The sequence below is a fragment of the Thermoanaerobacter sp. A7A genome, assembly GCF_000445185.1.
In the GTDB taxonomy this organism is placed as follows: Bacteria; Bacillota; Thermoanaerobacteria; order Thermoanaerobacterales; family Thermoanaerobacteraceae; genus Thermoanaerobacter.
This window is the reverse complement of the sequence record NZ_AVAF01000008.1, coordinates 1-18,548: the sequence shown is the minus strand read 5'-3', so window position 1 is coordinate 18,548 and position 18,548 is coordinate 1. Positions and strand designations below refer to the sequence as shown.

Genomic DNA, 18,548 nt, shown 5'->3' with positions numbered 1-18,548 from the left:
AACTAAGATATTAAGAGAAAATAAAAGATAATAGAGGGAGGGTGAATAATATGTTTTGGGATACTACGGTAATACTTTTAATACCTGCTTTAATATTTGCTATGTATGCACAAGCTAAGGTGCAGGGCACTTTTAGCAAGTATGTTCGCGTCAGAAATAGATATGGATATACCGCAGAGGAAGTAGCGAGAAAGATATTGGATAGTATGGGGCTTTATGATGTTAGAATTGAAAGGATACCGGGCAATTTGACTGACCATTATGATCCAAGAGCAAAAGTTTTAAGACTTTCTGAATCTGTTTATGGGAGTGAATCTATAGCTGCAATAGGAGTAGCTGCCCATGAAGCAGGGCATGCGATACAACACGCAAAAGGCTATGTGCCTTTGACTGTAAGAAACAGTCTTGTTCCTGTAGCTAATTTAGGGGCTAATTTAGCTTGGCCTTTAGTAATTTTGGGATTTTTCATGGGTGCTCCTGGATTACATTTGATAAATATAGGTATACTCCTTTTTAGTGCAGCAGTGCTTTTTCAGGTTATTACTTTGCCTGTAGAATTTGATGCAAGCAATAGAGCAATAGCGCTTCTTCAATCAAATGCGCTTTTTACAAGAGAAGATATTGAACCCGCTCGGAAGGTTTTACAAGCTGCTGCTTTGACTTATGTAGCTGCAGCATTAGTTTCTATTATGCAGCTTTTAAGATTGATTATTATAAGAAATAGCAGAGAGTAAAGGAGAAAAAAACAATAAATGAAACCAAGAGAAATAGCTTATGAAATACTTCAAGAAGTGTTGTCAAAAGAAGCTTATGCGAATATTTCCTTTAATAAGCATTTAAGAAGTCAAGAATTAAAAGAAATAGATAGAGGTTTTACTAAAGAGTTGGTATTTGGTGTTATTGAGAGAAAGTACACATTAGATTTTATACTTTCTTTTTTTGTAAAGAAGGCTCCGGATTTAAAAACCATGATTTTTCTTGAAATGGGATTATACCAGCTTTTGTACATGGACAAAGTTCCTTCTTATGCAGCTATAAATGAGACAGTTAATATAGCTAAAAAAGTATTAGGGATAAAAAGAGCAAATTTTATAAATGCAGTTTTAAGAAACTATGAGAGAGAAAAAGAAAAAGTAATTTTCCCTGATAAAGAGAGGGATTTAAAGCAATATTTGAAGGTAACATATTCTTATCCTGATTGGATTGTGGAAAGATTACTAAATAATTATGATAAAGAGAAGGCAGAGGCCTTTTTAAAAAGTTTAAATGAAAGGCCTGAAATTTGCTACAGGGTTAATACTCTAAAGATTGATATTGAAGATTTGAAAAGGCTATTAGATTCTGACGGTATTGTTTATAAAAAAGGTTATTATCTAGAAGAAGCACTGTATATAGATATTAAAAACCCTGAAAGGCATCAATTGTACAAGAAAGGGCTTATTTACATTCAGGATGAGGCTTCTATGTTGGTTTCTAAAACTTTAAATCCTAAAGAAGGAGACACAGTATTAGATGTGTGTGCTGCTCCTGGTGGTAAAACGACTCATATAGCACAATTGATGAAAAATAGTGGTGAAGTTATCGCTTTTGATTTGCATCCTCATAGATTAGAGTTGATAAAAGAAAATTGTAAAAGATTAGGAATTACAAACGTAAAAACTGAAGTCTTTGACTCTACTTTTGTCAATGAAAAGTATTTGGAAAAGGCTGATAAAGTCTTAGCAGATGTTCCTTGTACAGGTATCGGTATAATCAGAAAAAAACCCGATATTAAGTTAAAGAATTATACGAGAAAAGAAATTTCAGAATTAATTGAAGCTCAATATAAAATATTAGACTCCAGTTCAAAATATGTAAAAAAAGGTGGATTTTTGGTGTATAGTACCTGCACTATAGGAAAGGAAGAAAATCAAGATATAATAATGAAATTTTTAAAAGAACACCCTGATTTTAAATTGGTTGATATAAAAGCTGAGATGCCAAGTGGATTAAACATTGAAACTGCTTCTTTAGGATATGTACAAACTACACCTTTAGAACATGAAATTGATGGCTTTTTTATAAGCAAGTTAAGAAGGATAAAATAGGGGAGTTAGTCTGTGCTAAATGTCAGCTAAATAAGTTACCTACTGATTCTTGACAGGGACAAATCTTAATCTTAAATGAACACGGAGGTAATTTGAGTTGTACAATTTAAAAGACATGACATTAGAAGAAATGGAAGAATTCTTTGTAAATATTGGAGAGAGTAGATATAGAGCTAAGCAGATTTACAAGTGGATTTACGACAAAAAAATTACAGATTTTGACGAAATGACAGATATCTCTAAGAATTTGCGCTCAAAATTAAAAGAAATTGCATATATTTCACAACTGAAAATTGAAGCGAGAAGGGTTTCTGAAGTAGATGATACGGTGAAATACCTTTTTTTGCTGGAAGACAACAATATTATTGAAGGAGTTGCTATAAAATACAGGTTTGGAAATACTGCTTGTGTTTCTACTCAAGTAGGGTGCAATATGAGATGTAGCTTTTGTGCTTCTGCTATTGGAGGTAAAGTTAGAGATTTGAAAGCTTCAGAGATGGTAGACCAAGTTATTGCTATAGACGGCGACTATGGCAAGATTTCTAATATTGTTTTGATGGGAAGTGGGGAACCTTTTGACAATTATGATGAAGTGATGAAATTTATAAAAATAGTGAATAACCCTCACGGTTTAGGAATAGGCGGCAGGCATATAACTATATCTACTTGTGGAATAGTTCCTAAAATTTATCAATTTGCAGATGAAAAACTACAGGTTAATTTATCTATTTCATTACATGCTCCTAATGATGAATTAAGAACTCAACTAATGCCAATAAATAAGGCTTATCCATTAGAGGAATTGATGAAAGCTTGTAAGTATTATGTAGAAAAAACAAGGCGCAGGATAACTTTTGAGTATTCTTTAATTGAAGGAGTAAATGATAAAAAAGAACATGCGTATCAATTGGTTGATTTATTAAAAGGGATGTTGTGCCATGTCAATTTGATACCTATTAATTATGTAAAAGAAATAGGCTTTAAAAAGGCAAACAATGAAAAAGTTATGATGTTTAAAAAAATTATTGAAGATGCAGGGATATCATGTACGGTGAGAAGGGAATTGGGAAGCGATATTGAAGCTGCCTGTGGACAGCTGAGGAGAAAGTATTTAAAGGAAAGGTAGGGTTTTTATGATTGTAGCTGCCCTAACTGATATTGGCAATGTGAGAGAAAAAAATGAAGATTATTATTATGCCTCAGAGGAAAAAGATTTGCCACTGTTTATTGTAGCAGATGGAATGGGAGGCCATAATGGGGGTGAAGTTGCAAGTAAGTCTGCAATTGAAGCCATTGTTGATTATTTTAAAAAGAATTATTTTAAACTACATGATAAAGAAATTTTCTCTATAGAAGGTTTTATAGAGAAATCAATTAAATATGCTAATAAAGTTGTTTATTCTCAAGCCTATTCAGAATGTGAATTAACTGGGATGGGTACTACCCTTACTTTGTTATTTTTTGAAAAAAATCATTTTTTTATAGGACATATTGGAGACAGTAGGGCTTATTTAATAAGAGATAACCACATAAAACAAATTACAGAAGACCATTCATTTGTAGAAGAACTTGTAAAAATGGGTAAAATAACTCATGAAGAAGCCCGAGTTCATCCTCAAAAAAATATAATAACCAGGGCTTTGGGAGTTGATGAGGATGTAAAAGTAGATATATTTCATGACACTGTTATGCCAGAAGATATTTTGCTTTTATGCACAGATGGGCTTACTAATTTGGTGACAGACCAACAAATTTTAGATGAATTTACTAAGAATGAAGATATAAATACCTCTTGTGTTAATTTGGTAAATCTTGCAAAGGCTAACGGTGGATATGATAACATAACTCTTATTGCTGTTAAGGAGGTGACATCATGATTGGACGTATATTAGGTAACCGCTATGAAATATTAGAGAAAATTGGCGAAGGCGGAATGGCTAAAGTTTACAAAGCAAAGTGTCATCTCCTTAACAGAATAGTGGCAATCAAGATTTTGAGGCCTGAATTTGCAGCAGATGAGGATTTTGTAAAAAAATTTAGAAGAGAATCTCAGGCAGCGGCAAGTCTTTCTCACCCTAATATAGTGAGTATATACGATGTTGGGCAAGAAGGGGATATTTACTACATTGTGATGGAATATGTAAAGGGACGTACTTTAAAAAAGCTTATAAGTGAAAATGGTGGGCCATTAGAGGTAGGTAGAGCGATAGAAATAGCACGACAAGTTTGCAAGGCATTGGACCATGCCCATAGGAATCGCATTATTCACAGAGATATAAAACCTCAAAATATTCTTGTTACTGATGACGATGTGGTGAAAGTTACTGATTTTGGAATTGCACGAGCTGCTAATGGTTCTACTATAACTTACACTGGAGATGTAGTAGGGACTGCTTATTATTTTTCGCCTGAACAGGCAAGGGGTGGAATAGTAGATGAAAGGACGGATATTTACTCTTTAGGAATCGTCCTTTATGAAATGTTAACGGGAAAAGTGCCTTTTGAGGGCGATAGTCCTATTTCTGTTGCTTTAAAACACATTCAAGAAGATATAATCCCCCCTTCAAAGCTAAATGACAAAGTGCCGAAAGAATTAGATCAAATAGTTTTAAAAGCTACTCAAAAGGATGTAAATCTAAGGTATCAAACTGCAGCAGATTTTCTTAAGGACTTAGACACTTTTTTGCGAAACCCTAAAGAACTAAATTTCAAAGAAGAAGAAATCACAAAAACACGAGTGATTCCTTCTAAAGATGTAGAGGAGTTAAAGAGAGCGGCACAAAGGAAGGAAAAAGAAAAGAAAAGGAGAAATGTCATAAAAAGAATAGCAACTGTTTTATTAATTCTCTTGCTACTGGCTTCTTTGTCTTATGGTACCATATACGTCCTCAATAACTTTTTTAAAGTGAGCGATGTTGTGGTTCCAAATGTTGTTGGTTTGTCCTTAAACCAAGCAAGTAAAATTCTATCAGACCATAATTTAAAGATGGAGATAAGTGAAGAGCGGTATAGCGATAAACCTGAAAATACTATTTTATCTCAAGACCCTCCACAAGGGAGTGTAGTAAAAACTGGAACTACAGTTTATGTAGTGATTAGTAAAGGTACGCAAGTTGTTGTGGTGCCTAATGTTATAAACAAAGATTATTTAGAGGCTAAAAATATTCTTGAGAATATGGGCCTCAAAGCAAATATTATAGAACAATACAATGACCAGTTTCCTAGAGGATATGTTTTTGACCAAAATCCAAGACAAGGAGTACAGGTAGAATATAACACAGTGATTGATCTGTATGTTAGCAAAGGTCAACAGCCGGCAATAATGCCCAACGTAGTTAATATGACATTGGAGGAAGCAACAACTGCCTTAGAAAATGCTGGTTTAAAATTAGGTAAAGTCATTTATAAAGAGACAACTGATGTGCCAGAAAATGTAGTTTTAGAGCAAAGTGTTCCTCCAAACAGTGAGGTTCAAAAGGGAAGTCCGATAGATTTAATTGTCAGCAAGATGCCTCAAGATTCTTTACAACAACGAACTAAAAATGTTATTATTAAATTGCCTGACAAACCGGGTACTATGAAAGTGGATGTGTATGTAATACAAAACGGACAAAAGAATTTAGTATATTCTGATGAACACACTTATCAAGAAAGCCCCCTTACTGTTCCTGTAACGGCATATAAAGGTAAAGCTACAATTGAGGTGGATATAGATGGAGAAGTGTATAGTACAGTGGAGGCGAGATTTTAATTGACAAGGATAGAAGGAAGAATTGTACGAGGAATAGCTGGATTTTATTATGTAGCCACAGAGCACGGCATTGTAGAATGCCGTGCTCGTGGAAAATTTAGAAAAGATAATGTTACTCCCTTAGTAGGTGACATTGTGGAAATTCAAATGATAAACGATAGTGAGGGGTATATTTTAAACATTTTACCTCGAAAAAATGAACTTATAAGGCCCCCTATTGCTAATGTAGATCAAGCGATAATAGTTTTTGCTATTGCCAAGCCGGAGATTAATCGAGTTTTGTTAGATAAAATGATTGTCTTGGCAGAGAGCAATGATATTGAGCCTATAATTTGTATCAATAAGGTGGATTTAAAAGAGGATAGAGAGGCTTTTGATTTGGTGACTATTTATCAGAAAATAGGATATAAAGCAGTGACTACTTCCGTAGTAACAAAAGATGGAATTAAGGAACTGAAATCTTATTTAAAAGACAAGGTTTCGTTTTTTGCAGGTCCTTCTGGAGTAGGAAAGTCCTCTTTGATTAATTCTATTCAGTCAAATATAAAACTGAAGACAGGGGAAGTCAGTGAAAAGCTTTTAAGAGGTAGACACACAACAAGAAGTGTAGAACTTTTATCTCTTGATTTTGGAGGGTATGTTTTAGATACTCCTGGTTTTACTGCTTTGACATTAGATATTGATAATCAAGACCTTCGATACTATTTTAGAGAATTTTTAGAGCTTCAAAGGGGATGCAAATTTTCTTCTTGTCTTCATGTAAATGAGCCAGATTGTAATATTATAAAGGCTGTGAAAGAAGGGCTAATAGATAAAAACAGGTATTTGAGTTATCTTTCTCTGCTTAAAGAATTAAAGGAAAAAGAGAAGAGGAGGTACTAAAAATTGAAAATAGCTCCTTCAATATTATCTGCAAATTTTGCGAATTTATTAGAGGATGTAAAAAAAATAGAAAAAGATGCTGACCTTTTACATATTGATGTAATGGATGGCCATTTTGTTCCAAATATCACCATTGGACCAGTAGTTGTAAAGTCTCTTAGAAAATTTTTTTCTCTTCCTTTTGATGTCCATTTGATGATTGAAAATCCGGATTTGTACATAGAGGAGTTTGCAAATTCAGGAGCGGATATTATAACTGTCCACCAAGAGGCTTGTATACACTTACATAGGACAATACAAAAAATAAAAGGCTACGGCAAAAAAGCTGGGGTTTCTTTAAATCCAGCCACACCTTTAGAAACTTTAAAATATATATTACAGGATGTTGACATGATTTTGATTATGACAGTAAATCCTGGATTTGGAGGACAAAAGTTTATAGATTCAATGCTTAAAAAGATTGAAGAATTAAAGAAAATGAGAGAAGATTTAGGCTTAAACTTTGAAATTGAGGTAGACGGTGGAATTAACCTTTATAATGTAAAGGAAGTGGTTGAGGCAGGAGCTGATATAATTGTAGCTGGTTCTGCAATTTTTGAGTCTTCAAATCCTGCACAAACTATAAAAGAATTTAGAAAGGCAGTAGAAAAATGAAGGTCTTAATTATTTCTAATGGGGATATAAAAGATTATAATTTTTATAAAAAGCTGATAAAAGATGCAGATATGGTTATATGTGCAGATGGTGGAGCAAATCATGCCTACCGAATGAAACTAAAACCTCATTTAATAGTGGGAGATTTAGATTCAATAAAAGAAGAAGTTTTAGAATTTTATGAAAAAGAGGGGGTAAGGATAGAAAAATATCCACCCATGAAGGATGAGACAGATACACAACTGGCAATGTTAAAAGCGATAGAATTAGGTGCAAGAGAAATCACTTTTATAGGAGTAATTGGTGAAAGGCTTGACCATTCTTATGCAAATCTTTCACTTTTGTTGTATCTCCTAAAACGCAATATTAAGGGTAAAATTGTAAATGAAATGAATGAAATATATTTGATTAATAAATTTATAGAGGTTGAAGGTAAAAAAGGAGAACTTTTATCTTTACTGCCTTATTCAAAGGAAGTAAATGGAATATACACTAAAGGTTTGTTTTATGGTCTTTCAGGTCAAAGTATGGATTTAGAGATGCCTTACGGTATAAGCAATGTTTTTACAGATAATAAAGCTACAATAGAGATAGAAGAAGGGCTTTTATTAGTGATAAAGCCAAGAGAATAGTTTCAAAATCCCCTTCCAATGAATAGTATATAGTAACTAAAGAGGGAAGGGGTGTTTTTATGGATAAATTTTTTTATAAGCTGAAGCGATTAAATAGGCAATTGAATTATTCGCTGGGATATATATTGATGGCTTTGGGTGTATTGATATTTGTTATGTATATTCCTTACTGGTTGTGGATGATCTTTTTAGGAATTTTTCTTGTAATAGCCGGTTACTATGTAAACATATATTTTAAGTGAAAAAATAAAAAAGCGTGCAAAAATGCACGTCTTTCTTTATAATGCCCTTTGTACTTTTCCTGCTTTTAAGCATTTTGTACATACATGGAGTCTAACAGGAGTACCATCTACTATAGCTCTTACTTTTTTTATGTTAGGTTTCCACTTTCTTATAGATTTTCTGTGGGAGTGGCTATATTGATAGCCTGCTAAAGGCCCTTTTCCACAAATATCGCACTTAAGCATAGTTGCACCTCCTTTAAAAGACAATAATATTTTATCAAAAAATAATTACTTGCACAATAGAAAAATTAACATAACGATATTATTTTATCATCATCCTTTGTAAATGTAAATACCTTTACAATAAAGCAGGTGTAAAATTTTAATAGGTGAGTAATATAGCATCGCAGGCTAGTTGATGTTATTTAAATATTCAGGTAAAATATAAATTAAGATTGATTTGGAGGGATATTAATGATTCAAATAAAAAACAAATATGGAGTAATAAATATCTCAAATGATGCAATTGCTGCTATAACCAGTAGAGCAGTAGCGGAGTGTTATGGGATAGTAGGCTTGGGGAGGAGAGGAGCAAATGGATTAATAGAAATATTTAAAACAGAGAATTCTGGCAGAGGAGTCAAAGTTTTAGCCACAGAAGATGGTGTAACACTGGAAGTTTATATAGTTGTCCTATACGGTGTAAATATAAAAACTGTTTCAGCGAATGCTATTGAAAAAGTGAAATACGCTGTCGAGAAATTTGTAGGAGTAAAAGTAGAAAATGTAATAATAAATGTTCAGGGAATTAAAGTTGATAATTGAGGAGGAAGTTGTGTTGAAGTACTTAGATGGAAAAACTTTAAAGAACATGATGATAGCAAGCTCTAATTATCTTTTTAACAATAAAGTAGAAGTTGATAGACTTAATGTTTTCCCTGTTCCAGACGGTGATACTGGCTCTAATATGGCATATACAATGCAGTACGCTGCAAAAGAGTTAGAGAAATCACAAGATACGATAAGAGAAGTTTTAGATGCTATTTCTAAAGGCACTTTAATGGGAGCAAAAGGTAATTCGGGAGTTATTTTGTCCCAGATTTTTAGAGGTTTTTCTAAACGACTTAGAGATACAAAAAAGATAACTCCTTGCGATTTTGCAGAAGGCTTGAAAGCTGGTGTAGAGGTAGCTTATAAAGCAGTTATGAGACCTGTAGAAGGCACTATTCTCACAGTATGTAGGGAAACTGCAGAAGAGGCTGAAAAAATATGTAAACAAATTGAAAATTTTGAAGAATTTTTCACAAAAATTATTGAAGCTGCAGAAAAGTCTTTACAAAACACTCCCAATCTCTTACCAGTTTTAAAAGAGGCTGGAGTAGTTGATTCTGGTGGAATGGGATTTGTTTATGTACTAAAAGGGATGTTTGAAGGGTTTAAAGGAAACAAAATTGAGTCGATAGAAGTTTTAGAAGGGATAGTAACAAATAAGCAAGTTGTGGAGGATTTAAGACTTTTATATTGTACAGAAATATTAGTCAAAACAAAAAAGACTTATGCAGAAGCTATTTTAAAAGAGAAATTTGGCAAATTTGGAGATAGTTTGGTGTTAGTTTCAGATGATGACATTTTAAAAGTCCATGTGCATACCAACAATCCTGGATTAGTATTAGAAGAAGGACTTAAAATAGGTGAACTTATAAAAGTAAAAATTGACAATATGAAAATACAACATGAAAGTTTGGTAAGTGAAGAGCGAAAGCCTGAAAAAAAATATGGAGTTTTAGTTGTAGTTAACGGAGAAGGAATTAAAAATCTTTTTTCAGAGCTGGGCTGTGATGTTATTATAAATGGTGGACAAACGATGAATCCTAGTACAAATGACATTTTAGAGGGTATAAAAAAGATAAATGCGGAAAATATTTTAGTTTTTCCTAATAATAAAAATATAATAATGGCTTGCGAACAAGCAAAAGCCTTATCAAATAAGAAAGTAGAAATAATCCCAACAAATAATTTTAATGAAGCTATAACTGCCATCGTAAATATTGATACTGAAAAAAGTTTAGAGGAAAATGTAGCTAGAATAAAAGAAATATTAAGTAATATAAAGACAATTGAAGTTACTTATTCAATAAGAGACACGCAAATAAATGGTTTTGAAATCAAAAAAGGAGATGTGTTAGGTTTTATAAATGACAGTCTGGAATCAGTAGGAAAAGATTATAATAAAGTAGCGCAAGAATTGATTTATAAAGCTTTAGATGAGGATTCTTCATTAGTTAGCATATATTATGGAGAGCAAGTTAAAAAAGAAAAAGCGGAGGAATTGAAAAATTCTCTTTCCGTAGATGCAGATGTGGAAATTTATTTTGGAGGTCAGCCGCTTTACTATTATGTTATATCAATAGAGTAAAGGTGAAATGAAATGCCTTTGAATCTGGATATTCAGTACGTAAAAGGAGTTGGACCTAAAAGGGCAAAACTTCTTAAAAAATTGGGAATAAACACAGTAGAGGACTTATTATTCTATTTTCCCAAAGATTATGAGAATAGAAGCGATATTTTAAAGATTGAGGACCTAAAAGTTGGGGAAAAACAAACTTTTAGAGGTTACATCGCAGGTAGCCCGAGAGAAATAAAGACTTCAAAAGTCATCATAACTAAAGTGCCTGTAAAAGATGGGACAGGTGTAGTAGAATTAGTCTGGTATAATCAGCCTTATATAAAGAATAATTTTAAAATTGGTGAAGAATATATAATAAACGGCAAATTGCAATTTAAATATGGGCAGTTAATAGTAGAAAATCCTGTTTTAGAAAAAAGTGAAGATTTTAAATTAAACACTGGAAGGATAGTTCCTATTTATGGGCTTACAGAAGGGTTGACGCAAAATGCTATCAGGAAGATAATGTTTAATGCGCTTCATGATTATGTACAGGAAGTGGAAGAGTTTTTTGATGAAGAATTTTTATCTGAAAAAGGATTAATGGATATAAAGAACGCACTAATTAATATAAATTTCCCCCAAAATGAGGCATATTTAGAACAAGCAAAATACAGATTTAAATATCAAGAACTTTTTTTGCTGCAAATGGCCTTATTTTTAATGAAAAGGTCTGTCAAAGAAAAAAAAGGAATAAAATTTGAACAGGCAGATTTAAAGCCTTTTCTTATGGGATTGCCTTTTAAATTGACTTTGGCACAGATAAAAGTTTTAAAAGAAATAATTGCAGATATGAATTCTCACAAAGTGATGAATCGCTTAGTGCAGGGAGATGTGGGCTCTGGTAAAACAGTTGTTGCAGCTTGCAGCATGTACATTGCTGTCAAGAATGGCTATCAAGTGGCAATGATGGCTCCAACGGAGATATTGGCAAAACAGCATTATTATACGTTAAAAGAGCTTTTTAGAAATACTGATATAAAAATTGGGCTTTTGTCTGGTAGCATTTCACCTTCTAATAAAAAAGAAGTATTAGAAAAAATCAAAAATGGAGATTATGATATTGTAGTAGGGACACATGCACTAATAGAGGATAATGTTATTTTTAACAATTTAGGACTTTGTATAACTGATGAGCAACACCGATTTGGTGTGAGACAAAGGGCGCTTTTGACACAAAAAGGTGAAAATCCCGATGTTTTGGTTATGACAGCTACACCAATTCCTCGGACATTTGCTCTCATTCTTTATGGAGATTTAGATATATCAATAATTGACCAATTACCTCCTGGAAGAAAAAAAGTTAAAACATACGTTATTTCTTCTTCTGTGAGAGAAAAAGCCTACGAGTTTGCAATGAAGGAAGTAAAAAAAGGAAGGCAAGTTTATGTAGTTTGTCCACTAATTGAAGAATCGGATAAAATAAATGCGATGTCTGCTGAAATAGTATATAGAGAAATTTATAAAGATGCTTTTAAGGAAGCTAAAGTAGGACTTTTACACGGTAAAATGGCGGACAGCGATAAAGAGAAGGTTATGGAAGAGTTTGTAAATGGAAAAATTGATATTTTAGTTTCGACTACAGTAATAGAGGTGGGAGTAAATGTACCTAATGCAACAGTGATGATTGTAGAAAATGCAGAAAGATTTGGACTTGCACAGCTTCACCAATTGAGAGGTAGAGTTGGCAGGTCAGAATTTCAGTCTTACTGTATTTTGATTAGTTATTCTAATTCTGACATAGCTAAAAAAAGACTGGGAGTTTTAGCTCAAACTTCTGATGGATTTAAAATTGCAGAAAAAGATTTAGAAATAAGAGGGCCAGGTGAATTTCTAGGATTAAGACAGCATGGACTTCCTGAATTTAAAATTGCTAACATTTTTGAAGACATAGATGTTTTAAAGAGAGTGCAAAAAGATGTAGAAGAGTTACTGGAAAAAGACCCTAAACTTGAAAACTATCCAAAGCTAAGAAGTATTTTACTTAATCAATTTTATCAAAAATTAGAAGGAATAATATTAAATTAGAGAAGGAGAATAGTAGTATGGAAAAGATAGCAATTGTTACAGATAGCTTGTCTGACATACCTGAGGATTTAGTGAAAACTTATAGGATATTTATAGTTCCTCTGACTATCAATATTGATGGTGTAAGTTATAAAGATGGGGTAGATATAACAAAAGAAGAATTCTATGGGCTTTTAAAAGAGGGAAAAATGCCTACAACTACTCAAGCTTCACCAGTAGAATTTATGGAAGTTTTTAAAGATTTGTTAAAAAGTTATGATTACATAATTGCCATAATTTTATCTTCAAAATTAAGTGGTACTTATCAATCGGCTGTGATTGCGAAAGATATGGTGGACCCAAAAAGAATTGAGGTTATCGATTCAAGACATTATTCTTTAGGAAATGGTATGTTAGTTCTTCAAGCTGCTAAAATGGCAGTTGCAGGGGCTTCTAAGGAGGAAATTGTTGAAAAGGTGTATGATTTAATTCCTAAAATTAGGTATATAATGGCTTTTGATTCTTTAGACTATCTGTACAGAGGAGGACGTCTACCTAAATCACAGGCTTTTATAGGAAATATTTTAAATATAAAGCCTATTTTAATGAATGATGACGGGGAATTAAAAATAGTAGATAAGGTTAGAGGTCAAAAAAAGGTTATTCGCTGGATGATTGATTATATGAAAAATACAGGAGTAGATTTTACAGATAGAGAAGTGGGATTAATTCATACAGATAAAGAAGAATTTTTAAATGAAATAGAAGCCGCTTTAAGAAGTGAGTTAGGAATAACTAAGTTTTTAAGGTCAAGAGCTGGCTGCGGAATAGGTACCCATGCAGGGCCTGCAGCAGTAGGAGTGTTTTTTGAGGAAAAATAAATTTTTATTATTTGCCATTTCAATCACTTTTATACATTTTTGAAAACAAATTTATAGTTTATAAAACAGTATTTTGGTTAAATTAATAATACAAATACAAATGGAGGTGATTGAAATGGCAGCAGGATCAGAAACTAAGAATCCTCTTGTGGTAAAAGAGGCAAAACAGGTTATGAGCCAATGGAAATATGAAATAGCAAGAGAATTAGGAATAACTCCTCCAGCTGATGGCTACTGGGGCAACCTCACATCTCGCGATTGCGGTGCTGTAGGTGGCCATATGGTAAGGAAAATGATACAAATGGCAGAAAGTCAGATGGCCAGCAAAGGAACTTGGAAATAAATCATATTATTAATATAAAAAAAGGATATCCCTTTGGGATATCCTTTTTAATATCAAAAGGTATATATAGCAATAGTTTACAGGTATATAAGCTAAATAGCGGGTTAAATTAATAATGGAATATGATTTAGGAGGTGATTAAAATGGCTGTAGGATCAGAAACCAAAAATCCTCTTGTTGTAAAAGAAGCCAAGCAAGTTATGAGCCAATGGAAGTATGAGATAGCTAATGAATTAGGAATAACTCCTCCAGCTGATGGTTACTGGGGCAATCTCACATCAAGAGATTGTGGTGCTGTAGGTGGCCATATGGTAAGGAAAATGATACAAATGGCAGAAAGTCAGATGGCCAGCAAAGGAACTTGGAAATAAAATAATTTATAATAAAAAAGGGCAGTCCTTGTGATTGCCCTTTTAAAATTTTAATCCAGGTAGTTGCCTACCTGGACTGGGAGAGGAGAAATTGAAGGAAGAATTTTGGGGAAATTTCTGTTCCCATAAATATTATTTGCCATTTTGAAAAAATTTTATACATATTTTTTGCGATATTTTTAAAAAATATGCTAAAATAATTGTTGAAGTGGGGGTAATGTCTTTGAGAGTGATAGCAGGTAAGTTAAAGGGAAGAAAGGTAAAATCTTTAGAAGGCAATGAAGTGCGTCCAACTGCCGATAGAGTTAAAGAATCCCTGTTTAATATATTGATGAACAAAATAGAAGGAAGTATTTTTTTGGATTTATTTGCGGGTACAGGAAATATAGGCATCGAGGCATTAAGCAGAGGGGCACAGTTTTGCTATTTTGTAGATAAAAGTTTAAAAAGCATAAAATGCATAAGGGAGAATGTAACTGAATTAAATTTAGTACCTTTTGCTAAAATACTTCATCGAGATGTTTTAAAAGTTATCGAAATGTTAGACAAAAATAATACAAAGTTTGATATAATATTTTTAGATCCCCCTTATTATCAAAACCTTGTTGACAAAACTCTTATAAAGCTTGGAGAGGCTAAAGTTTTAAAGGAAGATGGCATTGTAATAGCAGAACACCATAAAAATGATAAAGTAAGAGAAATGTATGGAAATTTAGTAAAGATAAGAGAAAATAAATATGGGGAGACAATATTATCATTTTATAAGGAGGAAATATGAAAACTGCAATTTATCCAGGGAGTTTTGATCCAGTTACCTATGGACACATTGATATTATAGAAAGAGGAGCAAATCTGTTTGATAAGCTGATTGTAGCTGTGCTTTTAAATCCCTCGAAAAAGCCCTTATTTTCGGTGGAAGAAAGGGTAGAGCTTTTAAAAGCGGTAACTTATGATATTTCTAATGTAGAGATTGATTATTTTGATGGTTTATTAGTAGATTATGCTAAAAAAGTCAAAGCTAATGCTATAATAAAAGGCTTAAGAATGGTATCTGACTTTGAATATGAGTTTCAAATGGCACTAATCAACAAAAAATTAAATCCTTCTCTTGAGACGATTTTTTTAATGACTAATGCAAAGTATGGATATCTAAGTTCCAGTGTGGTAAAAGAAATTGCTCAGTTTGGCGGTTGTCTTTCTGAGTTTGTGCCGGATATTGTGGCTCAAAAATTAATGGAAAAATTTTCAAGATAATTAAAGGGGGGTTTATTTTTGTCAAATTTTGATGGTTTAGAAGTTCTTAATCTTTTAGAAGAATTAGAAGACATTATAGAAAACAGTTCTTCTATTCCTCTTTCTAACAAAGTTTTGATAAACAAAGAAGAAGTTTTGGACTTAATAAGACAAATCCGAATAAAATTGCCAGATGAATTTAAAAGGGCGGAATGGATCAAACAAGAAAGGCAAAGAATTCTTTTAGAGGCACAACAGGAAGCAGAAATGATAATAAAAGAAGCTGAACAAAAGATTAAGGAAATGGTGAGTGAAAGTGAGATAGTTAAAAAGGCGGAAAAGACGGCAGCAGAAATAATTTCTACTGCCCAAGCTAATGCAAAGGAAATAAGGTTAGGAAGTAGAGAATATGCTGATGAATTACTTGCTAAAATTGAGTCACAAGTGTCTGAAATATTAGAAACTATTAAAAGAAATAGAGAAGAATTAAAAGGCAACAAGTAATTAATGTTGTTGTAGATATTGTTTTATGGCTATTGCAAAAAATAGGATAGTTAAAGTGACAATTATAAAAATTATTGAAGAAAATTGAAATAGGTCCCAGGAATTTTTGTAAGTATATGGGTTGAAAACGTGAGAAATTGCATTTTCTTCTTGAATTTTTATTACAGAGAGTAACCAATGGGAGTATAAAGCCGCAAGAAAAAATTGGATTGTTTTTGCAATGAAATAAGGAAAATATTTTATTTTTGTTTTTGCTATTACTCCTAACACTTGTCCATGTATCGATATTCCGCCCCATGCTATTATAGCGCTTACTAGTACTACTTTTTGTTCTAAAGGTGCAGAAACTTGGCTTATTAAGTTTGAACCTACTGTTATTTCTAAGAGGCCACTTAAAAAAGCAGGTATTAGACTTTTGTCAAAACCTAATAATAAGAATATAGGAGATATAAAGTAAGAAAGAAAATCCAAAAATTTATACAGTTTTAAAAGTTCTATTACAACCGAAAAAAGTATAACATACCCTCCTATTATGATAATAGTATTTGTTGATTTAAAGACAGCTTCTGACAGTATAGTGCTTAAACTTTTTTTGTTCTGCTCTCTTGTATAATACATTTTTTTGATGGCGGCATTTAAAAGGTTTTTTATTGAAGGAGGTTTTTTATAAGAATTTTTCTTGTAGAGACGAAAGAGAAGTCCAGTGGTTATAGCTGCTAAGTAATTAGAAGCCATGATTATGTATCCGGATTTTGGACTACCGAACATGCCAATTGCGACGGCTCCCAACATGAAAAGGGGGCCTGAATTGTTGCAAAAGGACATGAGTCTTTCTGCTTCTTCTGTTGTGCATAAATTTTCTTCCCAAAGTCTTGATATTACTTGAGCCCCCACGGGATAGCCGGAAGTGTATCCGATTGCCATCGCAAAAGAGCCACTTCCCGGCACGTTAAATAAGGGCCTCATTATAGGTTCTAAAAAAGTGCCTAAAAAATGTACTACTCCTAATTGTAAAAGAAGCTCTGAACCTATGAAAAAAGGAAGTAGAGAAGGAGTAATAGTAAAAAGCCAAAGGTTTATACCGCCTTTGGCGGCTTCTAATGCTTCTTTAGGGAAAAGTATTAAAGATAGTACCATTAAAATTAAAAAAGAAATAAAAATATTTAAAAAGGTGTTTTTCAAGATTTATCCCCACCTTGTTTTGATGTCATTACTATATTATTTAAAAAGTCCTTTAAAAATGAATGGTGGGGAGTTTAAAGTTTTATTAAAGGATGTATAAAATCTAAGCCGGCGATAGAGGAGTTTTTATAAGCTAAAGTATAGATATCAGTAGCAAATAAATCTTTTTCGAACATTTTAGTGTTAGATAGTTTTTCTTTATACTGAGATACTTTTGTGATTATAGGGAGGGGAGATTTTTTCTTTATTTCTCTTAGCATTTCTTTGCCCTTTTCATTAAAACCCAAAACCCTTATATAATTAGGGCCATCAAATTCTTTAAAAATTTGTTTATCTATATTAAGTAATAGATGAATGAGTATATGTCTTATTCTGCTTTCGGTGTATCGCTTTGATTTTACAAGTTTCATAAGTTCCTCAACATTATTAGTTTTATAAGAAGCTTTGTAAATTTTATTTTCTAAGCCTTCAGAGACATCAAATATGTGATTGAGAGGAATGTGATTTCTCAACAGATAAATTAAAATATTAGAAAATTCCTCTAAAGATACGGGACCTTGTTTTTTTTCAAAAGAACTTTGCAAAATTTCTTTTGTAAAGTCCGGGATATATTTTTCTAAGCCTTCTAGTCCCTTTTCAAAAATATGCTTTCTTATAGAAGAGGCACTGGCAAATTCTCCTTTTAGCTCTAAAGAGGTGTACAAAGAGCCTTTTCTCTTTATAGTAAAAGGTGTAATAGAACTACCTATTTTCTTTAAAGATTTAAGGTATTCTATTGCCAATATGTTATTGGATGTTTGTAAAATCTTTTCTATTTCATTATTATTTATAACTTTTTGTAATGCTAATTCCCGTGCTTTTGCAAAGGTTATGCCGCTTTTTAAATATTCTTTTAATGCTTTTCTATAATAAATTGGCTCTTCTAAAAGTATTTCAGCAATTTTTGTGAGTTCGTTTAAATCGCCTTTTTCACTCCCAAAGGAAATACAATCTACTATTTTTAAAGAGTCTAATAATTTCACCGCTCCATAAGCGAAATTTTCAGCTGTAGAGGTAGCATAAACTACTGGTAACTCGATTACCAAATCTATACCGGCTTTTAATGCCATTTGAGTTCGTTTCCATTTGTCTACAATTGCTGGTTCTCCTCTTTGCACGAAGTTTCCACTCATTACTGCTATAGTATAATCGCATTTGGTTAATTCTTTTGAAGTTTGCAGATGGTAAAGGTGGCCATTGTGAAAAGGATTATATTCGACAATAATTCCTAAAATTCCCATAACTTCTTACCCTTTCAAAAAATTTTTAAGAAGATATACTAATTGCGATGTTTGAAACCGAAGTAAAACAA

The 18,548-nt window shown here is 32.6% G+C and carries 21 protein-coding genes; 18 read left to right on the top strand and 3 right to left on the bottom strand.

The window, feature by feature from the left end; genetic code table 11:
• Positions 1 to 50 precede the first annotated feature (50 nt).
• The 9 genes from M663_RS0100570 to M663_RS0100530 all read left to right on the top strand — a co-directional run bounded on the left by M663_RS0100570 (position 51) and on the right by M663_RS0100530 (position 8,248).
• On the top strand, positions 51 to 734 hold the full coding sequence (locus M663_RS0100570; protein ID WP_029687574.1) for a zinc metallopeptidase: 684 nt from the start codon (positions 51 to 53) through the stop codon (positions 732 to 734).
• A gap of 18 nt (positions 735 to 752) precedes the next feature.
• On the top strand, positions 753 to 2,087 hold the full coding sequence (gene rsmB / locus M663_RS0100565; protein WP_029687573.1) for a 16S rRNA (cytosine(967)-C(5))-methyltransferase RsmB: 1,335 nt from the start codon (positions 753 to 755) through the stop codon (positions 2,085 to 2,087).
• A gap of 97 nt (positions 2,088 to 2,184) precedes the next feature.
• Positions 2,185 to 3,213: a 23S rRNA (adenine(2503)-C(2))-methyltransferase RlmN gene (gene rlmN / locus M663_RS0100560; RefSeq protein WP_004396152.1), complete on the top strand. Its 1,029-nt coding sequence runs from the start codon at positions 2,185 to 2,187 to the stop codon at positions 3,211 to 3,213.
• A gap of 7 nt (positions 3,214 to 3,220) precedes the next feature.
• Positions 3,221 to 3,964 (top strand): Stp1/IreP family PP2C-type Ser/Thr phosphatase, encoded by a 744-nt coding sequence (locus tag M663_RS0100555; protein WP_004396154.1) that lies wholly within the window; start codon positions 3,221 to 3,223, stop codon positions 3,962 to 3,964.
• Positions 3,961 to 5,838 carry a Stk1 family PASTA domain-containing Ser/Thr kinase gene (gene pknB / locus M663_RS0100550; protein ID WP_029687572.1) on the top strand — a complete coding sequence of 626 codons (1,878 nt, stop codon included), beginning with the start codon at positions 3,961 to 3,963 and terminating at the stop codon, positions 5,836 to 5,838. The genes M663_RS0100555 and pknB overlap by 4 nt, the downstream gene beginning before the upstream one ends.
• Positions 5,839 to 6,720 (top strand): ribosome small subunit-dependent GTPase A, encoded by an 882-nt coding sequence (gene rsgA / locus M663_RS0100545; protein ID WP_003868216.1) that lies wholly within the window; start codon positions 5,839 to 5,841, stop codon positions 6,718 to 6,720.
• A 3-nt stretch (positions 6,721 to 6,723) separates the two neighbouring features.
• Positions 6,724 to 7,374: a ribulose-phosphate 3-epimerase gene (gene rpe / locus M663_RS0100540; protein ID WP_029687571.1), complete on the top strand. Its 651-nt coding sequence runs from the start codon at positions 6,724 to 6,726 to the stop codon at positions 7,372 to 7,374.
• The gene (locus M663_RS0100535; protein ID WP_003868218.1) at positions 7,371 to 8,006 is read left to right on the top strand and encodes a thiamine diphosphokinase; all 636 of its coding nucleotides are present in this window, start codon (positions 7,371 to 7,373) and stop codon (positions 8,004 to 8,006) included. Before rpe ends, M663_RS0100535 begins: the two co-directional genes overlap by 4 nt.
• Before the next feature lie 59 nt (positions 8,007 to 8,065).
• Positions 8,066 to 8,248, top strand: coding sequence for a hypothetical protein (locus M663_RS0100530; protein WP_003868219.1), 183 nt, complete (start codon positions 8,066 to 8,068; stop codon positions 8,246 to 8,248).
• 36 nt (positions 8,249 to 8,284) lie between these two features.
• Here the strand turns inward: M663_RS0100530 and rpmB are convergent, their stop codons facing one another.
• A complete protein-coding gene (gene rpmB, locus M663_RS0100525) occupies positions 8,285 to 8,473 on the bottom strand; it encodes a 50S ribosomal protein L28 (protein ID WP_003868220.1) in 189 nt (62 codons plus the stop codon).
• A 231-nt stretch (positions 8,474 to 8,704) separates the two neighbouring features.
• Between rpmB and M663_RS0100520 the strand changes: the two genes are divergently transcribed.
• From M663_RS0100520 to M663_RS0100480, 9 genes are all read left to right on the top strand, one after another.
• A complete protein-coding gene (locus tag M663_RS0100520) occupies positions 8,705 to 9,055 on the top strand; it encodes an Asp23/Gls24 family envelope stress response protein (protein WP_003868221.1) in 351 nt (116 codons plus the stop codon).
• Positions 9,056 to 9,065: 10 nt separating this feature from the next.
• Entirely contained in the window at positions 9,066 to 10,646 is a 1,581-nt protein-coding gene (locus tag M663_RS0100515; protein ID WP_029687570.1) for a DAK2 domain-containing protein, read from the top strand.
• A 12-nt stretch (positions 10,647 to 10,658) separates the two neighbouring features.
• Positions 10,659 to 12,704 (top strand): ATP-dependent DNA helicase RecG, encoded by a 2,046-nt coding sequence (gene recG, locus M663_RS0100510; RefSeq protein ID WP_029687569.1) that lies wholly within the window; start codon positions 10,659 to 10,661, stop codon positions 12,702 to 12,704.
• A 17-nt stretch (positions 12,705 to 12,721) separates the two neighbouring features.
• Positions 12,722 to 13,564, top strand: coding sequence for a DegV family protein (locus M663_RS0100505; RefSeq protein ID WP_003868225.1), 843 nt, complete (start codon positions 12,722 to 12,724; stop codon positions 13,562 to 13,564).
• Between the two features lie 115 nt (positions 13,565 to 13,679).
• Positions 13,680 to 13,907 carry an alpha/beta-type small acid-soluble spore protein gene (locus M663_RS0100500; RefSeq protein ID WP_003869210.1) on the top strand — a complete coding sequence of 76 codons (228 nt, stop codon included), beginning with the start codon at positions 13,680 to 13,682 and terminating at the stop codon, positions 13,905 to 13,907.
• Positions 13,908 to 14,050: 143 nt separating this feature from the next.
• Positions 14,051 to 14,278 (top strand): alpha/beta-type small acid-soluble spore protein, encoded by a 228-nt coding sequence (locus tag M663_RS0100495; RefSeq protein WP_003868227.1) that lies wholly within the window; start codon positions 14,051 to 14,053, stop codon positions 14,276 to 14,278.
• 217 nt (positions 14,279 to 14,495) lie between these two features.
• Entirely contained in the window at positions 14,496 to 15,056 is a 561-nt protein-coding gene (rsmD, locus tag M663_RS0100490) for a 16S rRNA (guanine(966)-N(2))-methyltransferase RsmD (protein ID WP_012268729.1), read from the top strand.
• Positions 15,053 to 15,532 (top strand): pantetheine-phosphate adenylyltransferase, encoded by a 480-nt coding sequence (coaD, locus tag M663_RS0100485; RefSeq protein WP_003868229.1) that lies wholly within the window; start codon positions 15,053 to 15,055, stop codon positions 15,530 to 15,532. The genes rsmD and coaD overlap by 4 nt, the downstream gene beginning before the upstream one ends.
• Positions 15,533 to 15,550: 18 nt before the next feature.
• On the top strand, positions 15,551 to 16,015 hold the full coding sequence (locus tag M663_RS0100480; protein WP_003868230.1) for an ATPase: 465 nt from the start codon (positions 15,551 to 15,553) through the stop codon (positions 16,013 to 16,015).
• Here the strand turns inward: M663_RS0100480 and ylbJ are convergent, their stop codons facing one another.
• Positions 16,016 to 17,197, bottom strand: a complete 1,182-nt coding sequence (ylbJ, locus tag M663_RS0100475; protein WP_003868231.1) for a sporulation integral membrane protein YlbJ — start codon at positions 17,195 to 17,197, stop codon at positions 16,016 to 16,018.
• A gap of 74 nt (positions 17,198 to 17,271) precedes the next feature.
• The gene (locus tag M663_RS0100470) at positions 17,272 to 18,477 is read right to left on the bottom strand and encodes a nucleotidyltransferase (RefSeq protein WP_003868232.1); all 1,206 of its coding nucleotides are present in this window, start codon (positions 18,475 to 18,477) and stop codon (positions 17,272 to 17,274) included.
• Positions 18,478 to 18,548 lie beyond the last annotated feature (71 nt).